We start from the raw sequence: 16,596 nt of genomic DNA on the forward strand, positions 1-16,596 counted from the left end.
TCTTGGAGAGGGCATCGGTTCTGGGTTCCGGGCTCGCCGCTCACGCGGCGCCCCGGAATGACGGTGGTGTTTCCTTATCTATCGATCACGCATCCACGTCGAAGCTGACGCCCTGCGCCAGCGGCAGCGTGGTGCCGTAGTTCACGGTGTTGGTGGCGCGGCGCATATAGGCCTTCCAGGCGTCCGAGCCGGCCTCGCGGCCGCCGCCCGTTTCCTTCTCGCCGCCGAACGCGCCGCCGATCTCGGCGCCCGAGGGGCCGATATTGACGTTGGCGATGCCGCAATCCGAGCCCTCATCGGAGACGAAGAGTTCGGCCTCGCGCATGTTCAGCGTGAAGATCGAGGAGGACAGGCCGGCGCCGACCGCGTTCTGCAGCGCGATCGCCTGCTCGATGGTCTGGTACTTCATGACGTAGAGGATCGGGGCGAAGGTCTCGCGCTCGACCGGGCCGCACTGCTTGGGCATCTCGACGAGCGCCGGACGGACATAGAAACCGCCCGAGCCGACATCGACCTTCTCGCCGCCATGGACCTTGCCGCCCTCGGCCTTGGCCTCGGACAGCGCCTTCTGCATGCCGTGATAGGCGGCTTCGTCGACCAGCGGGCCGACCAACACGCCGGCTTCGCGGGGATCGCCGATCTTCACCGAGCCGTAGACCTTGGCGAGCTTCGGCACGAGCGCGTCATAGACGCTCTCATGAACGATCAGGCGGCGCAGCGTGGTGCAGCGCTGGCCGGCCGTGCCCATCGCGGCGAAGGCGATGCCGCGCAGCGCGATGTCGAGGTCGGCAGAGGGGGCGACGATCGCGGCATTGTTGCCGCCGAGCTCGAGAATGGCGCGGGCGAAACGCGCGGCGAGCTTCTGGCCGACTTCCTTGCCCATGCGGGTCGAGCCGGTGGCCGAGACGACCGGGACGCGATGGTCCTGGACAAGGATGTCGCCGAGCTCGCGGCCACCGATCAGGATTTCCGAGAGGCCGATCGGCGCTTCCGGGCCGAAGCGCTTCATCGTCTTCTCGACGATGGCCTGCACGGCGAGCGCGGTCAGTGGGGTCTTCTCGGAAGGCTTCCAGACGACGCTGTCGCCGCAGACGAAGGCGAGCGCGGCGTTCCACGACCAGACGGCGACCGGGAAGTTGAACGCCGAGATCACGCCGCAGATGCCAATCGGGTGCCAGGTCTCCATCATGCGATGGTTCGGGCGCTCGGTGGCGATGGTCAGGCCGTAGAGCTGGCGCGACAGGCCGACCGCGAAGTCGCAGATGTCGATCATCTCCTGCACTTCGCCGAGGCCCTCGGAGGTCACCTTGCCGGCTTCCAGCGTCACCAGCAGGCCGAGATCGGCCTTGGCGGCGCGCAGCTCCTCGCCGAGCAGGCGGACGAACTCGCCGCGCCGCGGCGCCGGCACCTTGCGCCAGGCCAGGAAGGCCGACTGCGCCCGGCCGATCGCGGCCTCCGCTTCCGCCGGTGACGTCTCGCGCAGGGTCGTCACGGTCTCGCCGGTGATCGGCGAGCGGGCAGACAGGCCGGCATCGGCATAGGCCGAGTTGGAGACGCCGAGGCGCTTGAGCAGGGCGAGCGTGTCTTTCGGCAGGGATGTGGCCATCTTTGTCTTCCAGCGGTCGCGAGCGGATGCCCTGGGGGCGCATGACAGAAGGGCGCGGAAACCAGGTCGCCACGCTTTGGGGCGGGAGAATGCCCTCTTTCATGGGCGGACGGCAACCGATATGTTCTCACCACTTGGTGAGTAATTGTCATGGATGATGCACTGGTTCCCGGCCGCCTCTCGGTCCCCTCCCTCTCGGCGCTCGCAGCTTTCGAGGCTGCTGCCCGGCATGGCAGCTTCACCCGCGCGGCTGAGGAACTCAGCCTGACGCAGGGCGCGGTCAGCCGTCAGGTGGCCCATCTGGAAAAGACGCTCGGCGTCAGCCTGTTCGAGCGTGTGAAGAAGCGCGTCAGCCTGACCGCCGCGGGCGCTGCCTATGCCGCCGATATCCGCGACGGCCTGTCCCGACTCGCCGCGGCGACCGTCTCCGCCATGGCCTTCCGCGGGGCCGCCGGCGTGCTCCACCTCGCCACCTTGCCGACCTTCGGCACGCGCTGGCTGATTCCGCGCCTGCCGCGTTTCACCGAGGCGCATCCCGGCATCACCATCAACTTCACCACGCGGCTCGTCCCCTTCGACTTCGCCCGCGAGCAGGTCGATGCCGCCGTGCATTTCGGCGCCGAGAATTGGCCCGGCGCGCGGCTGCACCGGCTGATGGGAGAAGAGGTCGTGCCCGTCGCCGCGCCGTCCCTGATAGCGCGCGCCGGCATCGTCGCCCCGGCCGACATGCTGCGCGTGCCGCTGCTCCAGCAATCGACGCGGCCGCGCGCCTGGGCGAACTGGCTGGAGCAGCAGGGGTTGGCGCCCGAGCGGGCGTTGATGGGGCCGCGCTTCGAGCAGTTCGCCATGATCGCGCAGGCGGCGGTGGCGGGGCTCGGGCTCGCCATCGTGCCGCGTTTCCTCGTCGAGGAGGAACTGCGCTCGGGCTCGCTGGTCATCCCCATCGATCGGCCGGTGACGGGCAGGGACGGCTATTATCTCGTCTATCCCGAAGAGAAGGCGAACCTGCCGACCGTGGTGGCTTTCCGCGACTGGCTGCTCGGAGAATGTGCTCCGGCGACTTAGAGCACCTCTCGACAAGCGCGCGAGCCTCAGTCATTCATGCGCGAAATTCACCAACCCGGCTTTCCGTCACGGAGCCGGTCCGCGCGAGGCCTGCCATGCCGCCCGTCTCCGAAAGCGCCGATGTCGTGATCTGCGGCGGTGCCGCGATCGGCTCCTCCGTCGCCTATCATCTCGCAGCCGATCCCGGCTTCACAGGCCGTGTCGTGGTGATCGAGAAGGACCCGACCTACCGTTTCTCGGCGTCCGCGCTCTCGGCCGCCTCGATCCGCCAGCAGTTTTCCAGCGCGGTGAACATCCGCATCTCGCTCTTCGGCATCGATTTCCTGCGCAGGATCGGCAGCCATCTGGCTGTTGACGGCGACGTGCCGGCGATCGACCTGCATGAGGGCGGTTATCTCTATCTCGCGAGCGAAGCCGGCGCGCCGATCCTCACGGCCAACCAGAAGCTGCAGGCGGCAGAGGGGGCCGACATCGCTCTCTACGATCCCACTGTCCTGAAGCAGCGCTTCCCCTGGCTCAATGTCGATGATCTCGCCTGCGGCACCTTCGGCGTCAGCGGCGAGGGCTGGTTCGACGGCTGGGCCCTGCTCCAGGCCTTCCGCAAGAAGGCGCGCAGCCTCGGCGTCGAATATCGGCAAGGCGAAGTAGCCCGCTACATCAGCGAAGCTGGGCGCGTCACCGCGGTCGAACTCGCGGATGGCAGCCGCATCGCCTGCGGCGCTGTGGTCAACGCCAGCGGTACCCATGGCGCTCTGCTTGCTGCCACCGCCGGCGTCGACATCCCCGTGAAGTCGATGAAGCGCTACGTCTTCACTTTCACCTGTAGGGGCGATGTGGGGAACTGCCCGCTGCTGATCGACGCGACCGGCGCGTGGTGCCGGCCTGAGGGTCAGCGCGGCAGCGACGGCCAGCTCTTCATCGGCAGTTGCTCGCCGCTGACACCGGAGCAGGACGTCGAATGGATCGAGACCGATCCCGGCGCCGAGGACATAGACTGGGCCTTCTTCGAGGAGGTGGTCTGGCCATCGCTCGCTCATCGCATTCCGGCTTTCGAGCAGATCAAGCCCGGCCGCGCCTGGGCCGGCCCCTATGACATGTGCGGGCTCGACCATAACGCCATCGTCGGCCCTGCCGTCGGCCTGCCGAATCTTTACCTCGCCAACGGCTTCTCGGGGCACGGCCTGCAGCAGTCGCCGGCCGTCGGGCGCGGCCTCGCCGAGCATATCGCGCATGGCCGCTATCGCTCGCTCGACCTTGCCGATCTCGGCCACGAGCGCATCGTTGCGGGCAGGCCGCTGAAGGAGGCCAACGTCATCTGACGAGGAGGCAGCCATGGTCGACCCCGCTTTTGTCCAGACCTTGGCCCGCTACAATGCCTGGCAGAACCGGAGCCTGACGACCGCGGCCGACGGGCTGAGCGACGAGGCGCGCAAGCTCGACCGCGGCGCCTTCTTCAAGTCGATCCACGGCACCTTCAATCATCTGCTCTGGGCCGACGAGACCTGGCTCAGCCGTCTGACGGGCAGCGAGAAGCCGGCCGTTGGCGGGCGCGATTCCGCTGCCTATTTCGAGGACTGAACCCAGTTCTGCGCGCGTCGCCGCCAGCGCGACGAGGCGATCCTCTCCTGGGCGGAGAGCATCGAGGCCGATTGGCTGCGCGGCACGCTGATCTGGTACTCGGGTGCCGCCGGCCGCGAGATGGGCAAGCCACGCGCCTTCGCGATCGCCCATCTGTTCAATCACCAGACCCATCACCGCGGCCAGATCCACGCGATGCTAACCGCCGCCGGCGCCAAGCCGGATGATACCGACCTCTTCCTCGTCGATGAGCCGCGGTGAGGGCGTTTCGTTTCAGGCGCGCGTCATCCCGGGCGACCTCAGGGAGACCCGGGATTCATGCCTGAACGCCTATCGGATGGGCTCAGGCATGGATCCCGGCTCTGCGCTTCGCTTCGGCTGGGATGACCCGCGTTTGGGGCCTTGCGTCGAGAGCCTCGATTCAACGCTCTCGGCTTCGCCCTCGCTCTCCTCGCGATCCGGCGGCACGGCAGCCGTCGCATTCTGGCTGAGCCTCTGGAACAGACCCAGCCCCACAAGCGCCAGCACGGCGAGCAACACCAAGAGGCCGGGATAGACGAGGTCGCGCATGGTTTCGCGCGAAGTCTTGGCGATCAGCACCAGCGATTCCAGCGAGAGCGCCACAATCATGATCGACATGAACTTGGTCAGCGATCCCCGCGCTTCCGCCGGTTGGCGCATCTCGCGATCGGCGATCACCTCTTCCTCGAACAGGAACTTGCCGACATCGGCGACGGCGACCGCGATGATCACGAGGCCGATCGCGTCGAGCATGGTGTCGAGCGCGCCGTCGCCGGTCCAGAAGCCGTTGGACGTCCGCCAGACCGCGACGCCGATCAATATGATCGACGCGCCAAGCAGCGCGAAGGAGATGATCGTGTAGAGCAGCCGGCTGAACAGCGTCATGTTTCCCCCCAATCCGCTTGCAGGCGACAACCGCTGGCACCTTCTCCGGTTCCGCCACGGCGCTTCAGGCCGCTGCCCAAATCCATCGAAAGGCTGCATGGCCGCTCCTGCGGCGATGCCGATTGTCGGTCTTTCCGATCCATGCTCCAAGCGCTCGACATCGCAGGAGCGTTTCGCCATGCCTGAGACGACGACACTCGTCACCTTCGCCCTGATCGCTCTCGGCATGGTGCTCACGCCCGGCCCCAACATGATCTACCTGATCTCGCGCTCGATCGCGCAGGGCAGGGGCGCCGGGCTGATCTCCCTCTGCGGCGTGATCCTGGGTTTCTTCGTCTACATGTTCTGCGCCGCCTTCGGCATCACGGCGCTGCTTTTCGCCGTCCCCTACGCCTATGACGCGCTCAGGCTGGGCGGCGCGGCCTATCTGCTCTGGCTCGCCTGGCAGGCGGTGCGGCCGGGCGCACGCTCGCCCTTCCATGTCCGCGATCTGCCGCATGACGGGCCGCGCAAGCTCTTCGCCATGGGCTTCCTGACCAGCCTGCTCAACCCGAAGATCGCGATGTTCTACCTCGCGCTTCTCCCGCAGTTCATCGACCCGGCCGCTGGCCATGTGCTCGGCCAGTCGCTGGTGCTCGGTCTCGTCCAGATCCTGATCAGCGGCAGCGTCAACGCACTGATCGCGACGGCGGCGGGCAGCATCGCGCTCTTCCTGCGCACCCGGCCGTTCTGGTCTCTGGTGCAGCGCTGGCTGATGGGCACGGTGCTCGCTGGTTTCGCCCTGCGCATGGCGATGGAATCGCGGCGCTAGCAACCGTCGATGTCAGCCCTCGAAACCGCGACGGACGCGCCTCCGCCCTCCCTGTCGGCGCTGTTCACCGGTTTTCTCAAGATCGGATTGATGGGCTTCGGCGGCGTCGGGCCGGTGGCGCGCCATATCATCGTAGCCGAGCGCAACTGGCTGGATGATCGCGGCTATGCCGAGTTGATGGGCATCTGCCAGGCGCTGCCCGGCGCCAACACCGTCAATGCCGCCGTAATGCTCGGCGACCGCTTTCGCGGGACGATGGGGGCGCTGACCTGCGTCTTCGCCCTGATGGCGATGCCGCTGCTCTCGCTGGTCGCGATCGCGAACATCTACGACGCCGTTTCCGATCACCCGCTGGCGCAGGTGGCGTTGACGGGCGCGGCGGCGAGCGCCGCCGGGCTCATCCTCGGCACGGCCTTGCGCCTTCTGACGAAGGCCGGCCTCGCGCGCTGGGCCTGGGTGATGGCGGCTGCGGCCTTTCTCGCCATCGGCGTGCTGCGGCTGCCGATGCTGCCGACTTTGCTGGTGCTGGTGCCGCTCGGCCTCGCCGCGGCCTCATTGGGAGCGCGGCGGGTCTGATGGAACGCAGCGTCTTCGGCCAGCTCGTCATCACCTTCGGCACGATCTCGCTGATGGCGATCGGCGGCGCCAATGCCGTCGTGCCGGAAATCCATCGCCAGATCGTCGACATCCTCGGCTGGATGGACGCGCCGACCTTCGCCCGCCTCTTCGCCATCGCCCAGACGGCGCCGGGGCCGAACGTGATGCTCGCGAGCATCGTCGGCTGGCATGTCGCCGGGACGAGCGGCCTGCTGGTCGCGACGGCCGCCATGTTGATCCCATCCTCGCTGCTGGCGCTCGCCAGCAGCCGCGGGCTGCAGCGCTTCAGCGACAACCGCATCGTCCGGATCGTCACGCTGGCGCTGGTGCCGATTGCGCTCGGCCTGATGCTCGCGAGCGGCGCTGTCGCGACGATCGCCGCCGATGCCGGCCTCTTCGGTTTCGTCATCACGGCGGCGACCGCGTTCGTGACGTATCGCTCGAAAATCAACCCGCTCGTGCCGATGGCGGCGGGCACGGCCGTCTACGTTGCAGCCTGGTATGCCGGTCTGGTCTGAGCCGGGCGACTAGGCGCGATCAGCTTGATCGTGCCGGGTTCGGCGGCTGGCAGCCGGTCGCCGGTGAGCGTGGTGCCGACCTCCGCCAGGATCGCGCCGAGCGCTTCGAAATCGGCCTTGCGCGGCGAGGTCCGGCGCCAGGCGAGGCCGATCGAGCGGCTCGGCCCCGGGGCCGCGAAGCGGAAGAGCCTGACCGGCATGTCCGGCCTGAATTCGATCGGCAGGGCCATCGCCGGCATCAGCGTGGTGCCGAAGCCGTTGGCCACCATCTGCATGATGGTCGAGAGGCTGGAGGCGCCGTATTGCCGGCGCGAGCCGCCGGGCGTGGTGCGGCAGAAGCTCAGCGCCTGGTCGCGCAGGCAGTGGCCTTCCTCGAGCAGCAGCAGGTTCTCGCCGGCAAACGGCGCATCCGGCCGGAAGGGGGCGGCGTTGGGCTGGGCTTCAGCCGGCACGGCCAGCAGGAAGGGATCGTCGAACAGCGGCAGGGTTTCGATACCGGCGCGTTCGATCGGTAGCGAGAGCAGGGCGACGTCGAGCCCACCCTCTATCAGGTCATCGAGCAGGGTCGCCGTCTGTGTCTCGCGGAGTCTCAGGTCCAGGGCCGGGTAGCGCCGCTGCAGCAGGGGCAGCGTCGCCGGCAGCAGGTAGGGCGCGATCGAGGGAATGACGCCGAGATCGAGCTCGCCGCCGAGCAGGCTGCGGCGATGGCGGGCATGGTCGACGAGATCGCTCGTCTCCAGCAGGATTCGGCGGCCGCGCTCGGCGATCTCCGTGCCCATTTCGGTCAACGCGATGGCGCCGCGCCGCCGCTCGACGAGCTGGCAGCCGAGAAAGGCTTCGAGCTCCTGAATCTGGAGCGACAATGCCGGCTGGCTGACATGGCACTCCTGCGCAGCGCGGCCGAAATGGCGGTAGCGCGCGAGAGCGGCGAAATAGCGAAGCTGCTTCAGTGTGATCATGGAGATTTGATAAACTTATCGTGGACCGCCGTAAACGGTATTGGACATTGTCGTCACAAAGCGCTGTTACTTCCTCCAATTCCAAACCGCCGCGCGTGCTGTGCGGCGGCTGAATGCTCGTCAGGAGGGAAATGAGCCATGTCCGCCAATGATCCGAGGAACCCGAAGACCGGCGTCACCATGACGACGACGGCTGGCGCGCCGATTCCCGACAACCAGAATTCGATCACGGCCGGCGAGCGCGGCCCGGTTCTCCTCCAGGATTATCAGCTCATCGAGAAGCTGGCGCATCAGAACCGCGAGCGCATTCCGGAGCGTGCCGTCCATGCCAAGGGCTGGGGCGCGCATGGCACGCTGAAGATCACCGGCGACATCTCGAAATACACCAAGGCCAAGGCTCTGCAGCCGGGCACCGAGACCCCGCTGATCCTGCGCTTCTCCACGGTGGCGGGCGAGATGGGTGCGGCCGACGCCGAGCGCGACGTGCGCGGCTTCGCGATCAAGTTCTACACGCCGGAAGGCAACTGGGATCTCGTCGGCAACAACACGCCGGTCTTCTTCGTGCGCGATCCCGTGAAGTTCCCCGACTTCATCCACACCCAGAAGCGCCATCCCAAGACCAACATGCGCTCGCCCACCGCGATGTGGGATTTCTGGTCGCTGAGCCCTGAGAGCCTGCATCAGGTCACCATCCTGATGTCGGATCGCGGCCTGCCGACCGATGTGCGCCACATCAACGGCTACGGCTCGCACACCTATTCGTTCTGGAACGACAATGGCGAGCGCTATTGGGTGAAGTTCCACTTCAAGACCCTGCAGGGCCACAGGCACTGGACGAACGAGGAAGCCGAGAAGGTCATCGGCAAGACGCGTGAATCCACCCAGGAGGACCTGTTCAACGCGCTGGAGCGCGGCGAGTTTCCGAAGTGGAAGGTCCAGGTCCAGATCATGCCGGAGCTGGATGCCGAGAAGACCTCCTACAACCCCTTCGATCTCACCAAGGTCTGGCCGCATGCGGAGTATCCGCCGATCGACATCGGCGTGATGGAGCTCAACCGCAACCCGGAGAACTATTTCGCCGAGATCGAGAACGCGGCCTTTTCGCCGTCGAACATCGTGCCCGGCATCGGCTTCTCCCCCGACAAGATGCTGCAGGCCCGCGTCTTCTCCTATGCCGACGCCCATCGCCACCGGCTCGGCACGCATTACGAGAACATCCCGGTCAACCAGCCGCAATGCCCGGTGCATCACTATCACCGCGACGGCCAGATGAACACGTATGGCGGTATCCGCACCGGCCATCCGAATGCCTATTACGAGCCGAACTCCTTCAGCGGCCCGGTCGAGCAGCCCTCCGCCAAGGAGCCGCCGCTGAAGATCTCGGGTGATGCCGACCGCTACAACCACCGCATCGGCAACGACGATTACGGCCAGCCGCGCGCGCTGTTCAACCTGTTCGACGCCGGCCAGAAGGAGCGCCTGTTCTCCAACATCGCCGCGGCGATGGGCGGCATCCCGCAGGAAATCGAGGAGCGCCAGCTCGCGCATTTCGACAGGGTCCACCCGGATTACGGCAACGGCGTGCGCCGCGCGCTCGCCAGATCGGATGGCCGGGCTCGTCCGGCGATCTCGGTGACCGAGAACACGCCGCAGGAAGCGGCGGAGTAATTCGCTAACGCCGACCGAAAAAAGGGGCCGCGCTTTCTGCGCGGCCCCTTTTTGTTGCCCGCAATTGCTCGGAGCGGGCGGCATGCGCGGCATGAATGGCATCGCCGCGGCCATCTGCCATTGCCCATGTGGCCGCAGCCAGTAAGCTCGCTGCATTGTCCCATGCGGAACGACTGCGAGTGAGCCGATGAGCGCTTTGACCCCCGAGGAACAGAAAGTCACCGAGTGGCTGGCGAGCCGCAAGGAAGGGATGGTCGCGCTGCTGCGCGAGATGGTCGATACCGACTCGGGCTCCTACGACAAGGCCGGCGTCGACAGGGCCGGCGAGGTCGTCGCGCGCTTCCACAAGGCGAACGGGCTCGATGTCGAGATCGTGCCGGATACCCGCTTCGGCGACGCGGTGAAGGCGCGCCTGCCCAACCCCACCGCCAACGACCAGCGGCCGGTACTGCTGCTCGGCCATCGCGACACCGTCTTCCCGCAGGGCGAGCCGACGCGCCGGCCCTTCACCATCAAGGGCTCGCGCGCCTATGGGCCCGGCGTCGCCGACATGAAGGGCGGCATCGTCATCTCGGCCTTCGTCGCAGCTGCCTTCGCTGAATGCGGCGGAATTGCCGCGCCGATCCTGATGCTGACCACCAGCGACGAGGAGATCGGCTCGCCATCCTCGCGGCCGGTGATCGAGGCGGCGGCGCGCGAGTCGCGCTGCGTCTTCAACGCCGAGCCCAGCCGTCTGCCGGCGGGCACCGATTTCGCCAGGGATCACAAGCAGTCGGTGACCAGCGGTCGCAAGGGCGGCGTCTTCATGCGGGCCGAATTCACCGGCAAGCCGGCCCATTCCGGCGCGAACTACGAGAAGGGCGCCTCGGCCATCGTTGATCTCGGCCACAAGATCCCGAAGCTTCAGGGCCTCACCGATCTGGAAAAGGGCGTCACCGTCAATGTCGGCCTGATCGGCGGCGGCCAGACCGTCAACACCATCGCGCCTCACGCCTGGTGCGAGATCGACCTGCGCTATGTCACCGCCGCCCAGCGCGACGAGATGGTCGGCAAGATCAAGGCGATCGTCGAGGCACCCGAGGTTGCGGGCACCAGCGCCGTCCTTTCGATCAAGGGCGAATTCCTGCCGCTCGAGCGCTCGCCGGAATCGGCCGCGCTCTATGACACCTATCGCGAGGCGGCCGCCGCCTTCGGCATTGGCGTCACGGCGGAGTTCACCGGCGGCTGCGCCGATTCCGGCTTCACCGCCGCGCAGGGCACTCCGACGCTGTGCAGCGTCGGCCCGATCGGCGGCATGGCCCATACGCCCGACGAGTTCCTCGAGGTCGAGAGCCTCGTGCCGGCGGCGCAGGTGCTGGCACTCGCCGTGATGCGGGCTGCCGCCAGGGTGGAATAAGCGGCGCTCAGCGGCAGAGCAGGGCGATCTTGCGCGGGAGCGAGGGCTCGTCCTCGCTCAGCCGGTCGGTCAGCACATGCAGCCAGTTGAAGCCGACCCAGAGTTCGAGCCGGTCGTCGATCTCCTCAGCAGCGAACGCGCCGCGCTCGGCGGCGCGGACGAACATCTTGCGGGGTGAAGCCAACCTCTCCGGCATGAACTTGAAGCGCAGAGCGGCGAGGGCGGTCTCGCTGGTCTGGGCTTCGGCGATCAGCCCCCGGAAGACACGGCCCGCCGTATCCTCGCGCCAGAAGCGCCAGAGGTCCTTCGTGTAGCGTAAGAGATCGTCGCGAAGCGATCCCGTGTCCGGCACCGGGATCGCCGCGTCCTTGTCCGCTCCGTAGATCGCGATGAAGAGCTCGGCCTTGTTCGGCCACCAGCGATAGATCGTCGGCTTGCCGGCACCGGCGCGGCGGGCGACCTCCTCGATCGAGAAACCCGCATAGCCCTTCTCCGAGAGAAGGGCCCGCGCCGCCGCCTTCACGGCGGCCTCCGTCTCCGGGCTGCGTCGTGCGCCGATCGAGGCGCGGCGCTTCGTATTCGGCTCCGTCATGCTTTCCACCATTCCGGGCTTCGGTGCAGCCCGCTTCTTGACATAACGAAACGGGCCGTTTAATTCAATCAAATAGAAACGATACGTTTCGTTCCAGACAAGGTCACTCTCATGGGCACGCCTTCTTCTCTGTCGCGATTTCTCGCTCGGCTGCGCTTTCTGGTCGTCGCCACCCTCGGCGCCTATGCCGCGATCAACGTGCTGCTGATGGCGATCATGCCGTTCACGCAGGGCTGGCCGACATTGGGCGTCACGGCGCTGGCCGTGCCGCCGATGGTGCTGGTGATGGTCTATGCCGTGATCCCGGTGGCTTTCCGCGTCGGTTCGCCACGCTGATCCCTGCGCCAGCCGGGGCTCAGAAGGCCTCTTCCCAATTGCGGCTGAGGCGCATCGCCGAATTGATCAGCCCGACCATCGAATAGGTCTGCGGGAAATTGCCCCAGAGCTCGCCGGTCTTGAGATCGGCATCCTCGGATAGCAGGCCGAAGCTGTTGCGCCGCTTGAGGATGCGATCGAACAGCTCCTTGGCCTCCTCGCTGCGGCCGATGGCGTTCAGCGCATCGACATACCAGAAGGCGCAGATCAGGAAGCCGGTATGCATGAAGCCGAAATCGTCCTGCGTGGCGTAGCGCAACATCAGGTCGCCCCGCTTCAGATCGCGCCCGATCGCCTCGACGGTCGCGATGAAACGGGCGTCGTCCGGTTTGACGAAGCCGAGCTCGGCCAGCAGCAGCAGCGTCGCATCGAGCTCGGATCCGCCGAAGGTCGAGACGAAATGCCCCTTCTCCTCGTTCCAGATCTGCTCGGCGATGATGTTCTTGAGCCGTCTTGCCTCTCCCTTCCAGTACTCCTTCCGGTCGGCGCGCCCGAGCGTGCCGGCGATGCGGGCGAGCCGGTCGCAGGCGGCCCAGCACATCACACTGGAGAAGGAATGCACGGCCTCCTTCTCGCGCAGCTCCCAGGGGCCGGCATCGGGCTTGTCGAAGACGGCGATGGCGATCTCGCCCATGCGCTCGAGTTGGCCGAACAATGTATCCTTGCCCGGCTGGATCAGGCGCCGGTCGAAGAATGAATGCGTCGCCGCCAGCACGACCGCGCCGTAGCCGTCGTTCTGGATCTGCGTCGCCGCGCCGTTGCCGAAGCGCACCGGCTGGTGCCCGCGATAGCCCGCCAGGTTCGAGGCTTCGAATTCGAGCAGCGTCCCACCGCGCGTGATCGGGTAGAGCGGCGGCAGATGCTCGGCGCCGCTCTCCGAGAAGGTGTCGACGATGTTGGTGATGAAGCCGAGATAGTCCTCCATCGTCCGCGTCGTGCCGAGCCGGTTCAGCGCATGCACGACGAAATAGGCGTCGCGCAGCCAGCAATAGCGGTAATCCCAGTTGCGCTGCGTGCCCGGTGCTTCCGGGATCGAGGTCGTCAGCGCCGCCACGATCGCGCCGGTTTCCTCGAAGGAGCAGAGCTTGAGCGTGATCGCCGCGCGGATCACCTCGCGCTGATATTCGAAGGGGATCGAGAGCGAACGGACCCAATCGCGCCAGTAGTCGGTGGTCTTGTCGAGGAACTCGCGGGACGTGGTCTCGATCTCGGCGCGCAGCGCCTCGTCGGAGCCGATAAAGAAGGAATAGGACTGGTCGACGGCGAAGGGCGTGCTCTCCACGACATAGGAGAGCGGTGCGTTCGTGGTCAGCCGGATGGTCTGGTCGGCACCGACGAAGCGGACATGGTTGGAGCCGCGCGTGAATTCGTCCGGCTCCTCGCCGATGCCGAGGCAGGGCTTGACCAGGACGCGGATGCGCGGGCGGCCCGAAATCCGCCGCACGCGGCGCACGAGCTGCGGCGGACGGAAGGAGCGCTCGTAGCGCACGAAGCGCGGCGCGAAGTCGAGAATCTCGATGGCGTTGCCCTGGTCGTCCGAGAGCACCGAGGAGAGGATCGCGGTGTTGTCGAGATAGCCCTGCTCGCAGCGGGTCATGCCGACGAGTTCGATGCCGAAAAAGCCTTTCTCGGGCTCGGCGTTGCCGTCATCGGCCTGGTTGTCGATCAGCGAGCAGAACACCGGGTCGCGGTCGAAGCGCGGAAAGCAGCCCCACACGATGCGGGCGCGCCGGTCGATGAGCGCGGCGATCGAGCAGTTGCCGATCACGCCAAGGTCGAGCGAGGCGGAGTGCTGCCCCGCAGCCGAAGTCGTTACGGTCATGATCAGTCCTGGGAAAAGCTGGAGGCAGTGAGGCCGCCGTTCTCGGCAGCCTCGAGAAGGATATGCCGCAAGGCGGTGGGCGAAGCGAGCCGGATTGCCGCGAGGCTTTCCCGGTCGGCGCCGATCCGGATCGAGAGGCCGCCCATGGCGTTGACAGCCTCGAAGCCGTCCTCGTCGGTGATGTCGTCGCCAATGAAGACGGGGCGCCGCCCCGCATAAGCCGGCGTCGCCATCAGCCAGGCGATGGCGTTGCCCTTGCTCGCCCCGGCCGGAACCAGCTCCGCCACGGACTTGCCTTCCTGCAGGCGCACGCCCGGTCCGAGCTTGGCCGCGGCCTTGCGCATCAGATCGAGCGCCTCGTCCTTCAGTTCCGGCGCGAGCCGCCAATGCAGCGCAGCCGAGATGCGCTTGTCTTCGACGATGATGCCGACATGGCTGTTGGCGAACCGGACGAGGTCGCGCACGGCCTCGCGCATATTCTCCGGGACATCGGATTGGGAGCGGATCTCGTCGCCCTGCCTTATCTGCGCCCCGTGCAGGCCGGCGATGTCGAACCGATACGGCGTGAGCATCTCGTCGAGGAAGGCGATGGGGCGCCCGGAGACGAGCGCGAGCGCTCCGCCGAGCTGCTGGCGCAAGGCTTCGAGCGCCGGAGCAACGCGCCGATCGAGCTGAACGTCCTCCGGCGACGGCGCGATTTCGACGAGCGTTCCGTCGAAGTCCAAAAACAGAGCGATCTGCTGCGCCCCCGCATCGATATCGCGGGTGCCGGGAACAGTTTCCGTTTCGATCAATATCGTCATCGTTCTCTATCTGGACAGGGAAGACGGCAGAAGAACGGCTGCCTTCGCTGGCAATCCTTTCGCTCTGCGCCGTGCGGGCCCACGGCGCGGAAAAAACGTCCTTGGGGTTGCCTCGCTCTACTCATCGCCTGATAGTGGCGACCACGATTTCACCGCAGGGCTGCCCCCGCTTCGCCATGCGGCCAGCTCTGCACCCCGGAAACATTACGCCTTTGCGGGCGTTCTGTTCCTGCCGCCGATGGCGAAAATCGGGCGGCCCCCCTGGAGAAATTCGTCGCTATGCGCCTGATCGTCGTTTCGAACCGCGTCACCATCCCTGATCGTCACGAAAAGGCAACGGCAGGCGGGCTCGCGGTGGCGTTGCGCGAGGCTCTCGAGCAGCGCGGAGGGCTGTGGTTCGGCTGGAGCGGCAACATCAGCGAAACGGCGACGAACGAGATCAAGCAGGTCCAGCGCGGCAACGTGACCTACGCCGTGACCGATCTCAGCGAGGCGGAGCGGCAGAGCTATTATCTCGGCTTCTCGAACCGGGCCCTCTGGCCCCTGATGCACTACCGGCTCGGGCTGACGGATTTCCGGCGCAGCGATTACATGGGTTATCTCGGCGTCAACCGCCGCTTCGGCAAGGCGCTGGCGGCCATGATCCAGCCCGATGACATCATCTGGATCCACGACTATCACCTCATCCCGCTGGCCGCCGAGTTGCGCCGGCGCGGCGTCAACAATCGGATCGGCTATTTCCATCACATCCCCTGGCCGTCGGCAGACGTGATCGGGGCCTTGCCGTTCAGCGCGACGCTGATCCGCACGCTCGCCGCCTACGATCTGGTCGGCATGCAGACGGAGGTCGATGCCCGCAACCTGATCGGCGGGCTGGTGTCGTTGTGCGGCGGCCGCACCGACGGGCAGCGCGTCCGGCTCGGCACACGCGAAACTGCGGTGCAGGCGTTCCCGATCGGCATCGATGTCGAATCGTTTCGCCGCCTCGCCGCCGCCTCGACGCGGCAGGCGCCGACTCCGCTGCGCGCCACGCGGGAATCGCTCGGCGAGCGCAAGCTCGTCGTCGGCGTCGACCGGCTCGACTATTCGAAGGGCATCGTGCAGCGCCTCGAAGCCTTCGGCGATTTCATGCGCAGCCATCCCGAGCATCGTGGCAGGGTCAGCCTGTTGCAGATCGCCCCGCCTTCGCGCAGCGACGTGCCCGAATATGCCGAGCTCGACCGACTTTCGGACGAGGTCGCGGGCCGTTTGAACGCGCAGCTCGGCGAGTTCGACTGGACGCCGATCCGCGTCGTCAAGAAGGCCTATTCGCGCAGTGCGCTCGCCGGTTTCTATCGCCGCGCTCAGGTCGGGCTGGTCACGCCGATGCGCGACGGCATGAATCTCGTGGCGAAGGAGTATATCGCGGCGCAGGACCCAGCCGATCCGGGCGTGCTCGTGCTCTCGCGCTTCGCCGGCGCTGCTCATCAGATGCGCGAGGCGCTGATCGTCAATCCCTACGACACCCATGAGGTGGCGGAAGCGATCCGCACGGCCCTCGCTATGCCGAAATCGGAGCGCATACGCCGTTTCGAGGCGCTCTACGCGACGATCGCCGCCACGGATATCGATTGGTGGACGCAGCGCTATCTGGCCGTATTGGCGGGAGACGGCAACGTGCCGATTGAGGAAGCCGAGCCCAGGAAAGCGAAGGCGGGCGTGCGGCGGGGCGTGCGCGGCGACGCGGCCATTGTCCAGCGGCCGCCGCAAGTGGCCAAGGGGCGCAAGGTCTCGGCAGCATCACGGCGGAAAGGAACGGCGGCCGCCGCTCCTCATCTGGCGCTGGTGCAGTCATGAGACCTTTGCCCAACCATCGCAAAAGCGGTCGAAATCTTGGGGTGATGTTTCACAGCCTGCTCGC

15 protein-coding genes and 1 pseudogene are annotated in these 16,596 nt (G+C 66.7%); 10 read left to right on the forward strand and 6 right to left on the reverse strand.

Going from position 1 to position 16,596, the window contains the following annotated elements; genetic code table 11:
• Positions 1 to 85 precede the first annotated feature (85 nt).
• Entirely contained in the window at positions 86 to 1,606 is a 1,521-nt protein-coding gene (amaB, locus tag AC2FAN_RS11440) for an L-piperidine-6-carboxylate dehydrogenase (protein WP_485174104.1), read from the reverse strand.
• Between the two features lie 150 nt (positions 1,607 to 1,756).
• Between amaB and AC2FAN_RS11445 the strand changes: the two genes are divergently transcribed.
• The 3 genes and pseudogenes from AC2FAN_RS11445 (at position 1,757) to AC2FAN_RS11455 (ending at position 4,510) form a co-directional block, all read left to right on the forward strand.
• Positions 1,757 to 2,671: a LysR family transcriptional regulator gene (locus AC2FAN_RS11445; protein WP_265052039.1), complete on the forward strand. Its 915-nt coding sequence runs from the start codon at positions 1,757 to 1,759 to the stop codon at positions 2,669 to 2,671.
• A gap of 95 nt (positions 2,672 to 2,766) precedes the next feature.
• Positions 2,767 to 3,990 (forward strand): NAD(P)/FAD-dependent oxidoreductase, encoded by a 1,224-nt coding sequence (locus AC2FAN_RS11450; protein ID WP_485174107.1) that lies wholly within the window; start codon positions 2,767 to 2,769, stop codon positions 3,988 to 3,990.
• A gap of 13 nt (positions 3,991 to 4,003) precedes the next feature.
• Positions 4,004 to 4,510: pseudogene (locus AC2FAN_RS11455) on the forward strand (DinB family protein).
• 69 nt (positions 4,511 to 4,579) lie between these two features.
• Here the strand turns inward: AC2FAN_RS11455 and AC2FAN_RS11460 are convergent.
• Positions 4,580 to 5,155: a GNAT family acetyltransferase gene (locus AC2FAN_RS11460; protein ID WP_485174109.1), complete on the reverse strand. Its 576-nt coding sequence runs from the start codon at positions 5,153 to 5,155 to the stop codon at positions 4,580 to 4,582.
• Between the two features lie 178 nt (positions 5,156 to 5,333).
• Here AC2FAN_RS11460 and AC2FAN_RS11465 point away from each other — a divergent pair, with 178 nt between their 5' ends.
• From AC2FAN_RS11465 to AC2FAN_RS11475, 3 genes are read left to right on the forward strand one after another with little or no spacing between them, the layout of a single operon-like run.
• Positions 5,334 to 5,966, forward strand: a complete 633-nt coding sequence (locus AC2FAN_RS11465; RefSeq protein WP_485174111.1) for a LysE family translocator — start codon at positions 5,334 to 5,336, stop codon at positions 5,964 to 5,966.
• 9 nt (positions 5,967 to 5,975) lie between these two features.
• Positions 5,976 to 6,542, forward strand: coding sequence for a chromate transporter (locus AC2FAN_RS11470; protein ID WP_265052043.1), 567 nt, complete (start codon positions 5,976 to 5,978; stop codon positions 6,540 to 6,542).
• Entirely contained in the window at positions 6,542 to 7,081 is a 540-nt protein-coding gene (locus AC2FAN_RS11475; protein ID WP_265052044.1) for a chromate transporter, read from the forward strand. Before AC2FAN_RS11470 ends, AC2FAN_RS11475 begins: the two co-directional genes overlap by 1 nt.
• On the opposite strand, the gene AC2FAN_RS11480 is transcribed toward AC2FAN_RS11475, so the two are convergent.
• Entirely contained in the window at positions 7,048 to 8,040 is a 993-nt protein-coding gene (locus tag AC2FAN_RS11480; RefSeq protein WP_485174113.1) for a hydrogen peroxide-inducible genes activator, read from the reverse strand. The two genes, AC2FAN_RS11475 and AC2FAN_RS11480, sit on opposite strands and share 34 nt — an antisense overlap.
• Positions 8,041 to 8,178: 138 nt before the next feature.
• On the opposite strand from AC2FAN_RS11480, the gene katA reads away from it, so the two are divergent.
• Both katA and AC2FAN_RS11490 read left to right on the forward strand, forming a co-directional pair.
• Complete coding sequence (gene katA / locus AC2FAN_RS11485; RefSeq protein WP_485174115.1) at positions 8,179 to 9,708, forward strand: catalase KatA; 1,530 nt, start codon at positions 8,179 to 8,181, stop codon at positions 9,706 to 9,708.
• Between the two features lie 187 nt (positions 9,709 to 9,895).
• Positions 9,896 to 11,104: a M20 family metallopeptidase gene (locus AC2FAN_RS11490; RefSeq protein ID WP_485174117.1), complete on the forward strand. Its 1,209-nt coding sequence runs from the start codon at positions 9,896 to 9,898 to the stop codon at positions 11,102 to 11,104.
• Between the two features lie 7 nt (positions 11,105 to 11,111).
• Here AC2FAN_RS11490 and AC2FAN_RS11495 read toward each other — a convergent pair whose 3' ends face one another.
• Positions 11,112 to 11,696, reverse strand: coding sequence for a TetR/AcrR family transcriptional regulator (locus AC2FAN_RS11495; RefSeq protein ID WP_476804644.1), 585 nt, complete (start codon positions 11,694 to 11,696; stop codon positions 11,112 to 11,114).
• Positions 11,697 to 11,807: 111 nt separating this feature from the next.
• Here AC2FAN_RS11495 and AC2FAN_RS11500 point away from each other — a divergent pair, with 111 nt between their 5' ends.
• Positions 11,808 to 12,032 (forward strand): hypothetical protein, encoded by a 225-nt coding sequence (locus AC2FAN_RS11500; RefSeq protein ID WP_476804645.1) that lies wholly within the window; start codon positions 11,808 to 11,810, stop codon positions 12,030 to 12,032.
• A gap of 19 nt (positions 12,033 to 12,051) precedes the next feature.
• Here AC2FAN_RS11500 and AC2FAN_RS11505 read toward each other — a convergent pair whose 3' ends face one another.
• Positions 12,052 to 13,893: a glycoside hydrolase family 15 protein gene (locus AC2FAN_RS11505; protein ID WP_265052049.1), complete on the reverse strand. Its 1,842-nt coding sequence runs from the start codon at positions 13,891 to 13,893 to the stop codon at positions 12,052 to 12,054.
• A gap of 2 nt (positions 13,894 to 13,895) precedes the next feature.
• Positions 13,896 to 14,696, reverse strand: a complete 801-nt coding sequence (otsB, locus tag AC2FAN_RS11510; RefSeq protein ID WP_265052050.1) for a trehalose-phosphatase — start codon at positions 14,694 to 14,696, stop codon at positions 13,896 to 13,898.
• A gap of 279 nt (positions 14,697 to 14,975) precedes the next feature.
• Between otsB and otsA the strand changes: the two genes are divergently transcribed.
• The gene (gene otsA / locus AC2FAN_RS11515) at positions 14,976 to 16,532 is read left to right on the forward strand and encodes an alpha,alpha-trehalose-phosphate synthase (UDP-forming) (RefSeq protein WP_476804647.1); all 1,557 of its coding nucleotides are present in this window, start codon (positions 14,976 to 14,978) and stop codon (positions 16,530 to 16,532) included.
• Positions 16,533 to 16,596: the final 64 nt, after the last annotated feature.

The organism is Allobosea sp. RIT-PG3_2 (genome assembly GCF_057321085.1).

What these genes read in the sequence shown, in the direction of transcription:
- otsB (WP_265052050.1), bottom strand. Translation starts at nt 14,696, where the DNA reads ATGACGATATTGATCGAAACGGAAACTGTTCCCGGCACCCGCGATATC.
- AC2FAN_RS11445 (WP_265052039.1), top strand. Translation starts at nt 1,757, where the DNA reads ATGGATGATGCACTGGTTCCCGGCCGCCTCTCGGTCCCCTCCCTCTCG.
- AC2FAN_RS11460 (WP_485174109.1), bottom strand. Translation starts at nt 5,155, where the DNA reads ATGACGCTGTTCAGCCGGCTGCTCTACACGATCATCTCCTTCGCGCTG.
- AC2FAN_RS11490 (WP_485174117.1), top strand. Translation starts at nt 9,896, where the DNA reads ATGAGCGCTTTGACCCCCGAGGAACAGAAAGTCACCGAGTGGCTGGCG.
- AC2FAN_RS11505 (WP_265052049.1), bottom strand. Translation starts at nt 13,893, where the DNA reads ATGACCGTAACGACTTCGGCTGCGGGGCAGCACTCCGCCTCGCTCGAC.
- AC2FAN_RS11500 (WP_476804645.1), top strand. Translation starts at nt 11,808, where the DNA reads ATGGGCACGCCTTCTTCTCTGTCGCGATTTCTCGCTCGGCTGCGCTTT.
- katA (WP_485174115.1), top strand. Translation starts at nt 8,179, where the DNA reads ATGTCCGCCAATGATCCGAGGAACCCGAAGACCGGCGTCACCATGACG.
- AC2FAN_RS11470 (WP_265052043.1), top strand. Translation starts at nt 5,976, where the DNA reads ATGTCAGCCCTCGAAACCGCGACGGACGCGCCTCCGCCCTCCCTGTCG.
- AC2FAN_RS11475 (WP_265052044.1), top strand. Translation starts at nt 6,542, where the DNA reads ATGGAACGCAGCGTCTTCGGCCAGCTCGTCATCACCTTCGGCACGATC.
- AC2FAN_RS11465 (WP_485174111.1), top strand. Translation starts at nt 5,334, where the DNA reads ATGCCTGAGACGACGACACTCGTCACCTTCGCCCTGATCGCTCTCGGC.
- otsA (WP_476804647.1), top strand. Translation starts at nt 14,976, where the DNA reads ATGCGCCTGATCGTCGTTTCGAACCGCGTCACCATCCCTGATCGTCAC.
- AC2FAN_RS11495 (WP_476804644.1), bottom strand. Translation starts at nt 11,696, where the DNA reads ATGACGGAGCCGAATACGAAGCGCCGCGCCTCGATCGGCGCACGACGC.
- amaB (WP_485174104.1), bottom strand. Translation starts at nt 1,606, where the DNA reads ATGGCCACATCCCTGCCGAAAGACACGCTCGCCCTGCTCAAGCGCCTC.
- AC2FAN_RS11480 (WP_485174113.1), bottom strand. Translation starts at nt 8,040, where the DNA reads ATGATCACACTGAAGCAGCTTCGCTATTTCGCCGCTCTCGCGCGCTAC.
- AC2FAN_RS11450 (WP_485174107.1), top strand. Translation starts at nt 2,767, where the DNA reads ATGCCGCCCGTCTCCGAAAGCGCCGATGTCGTGATCTGCGGCGGTGCC.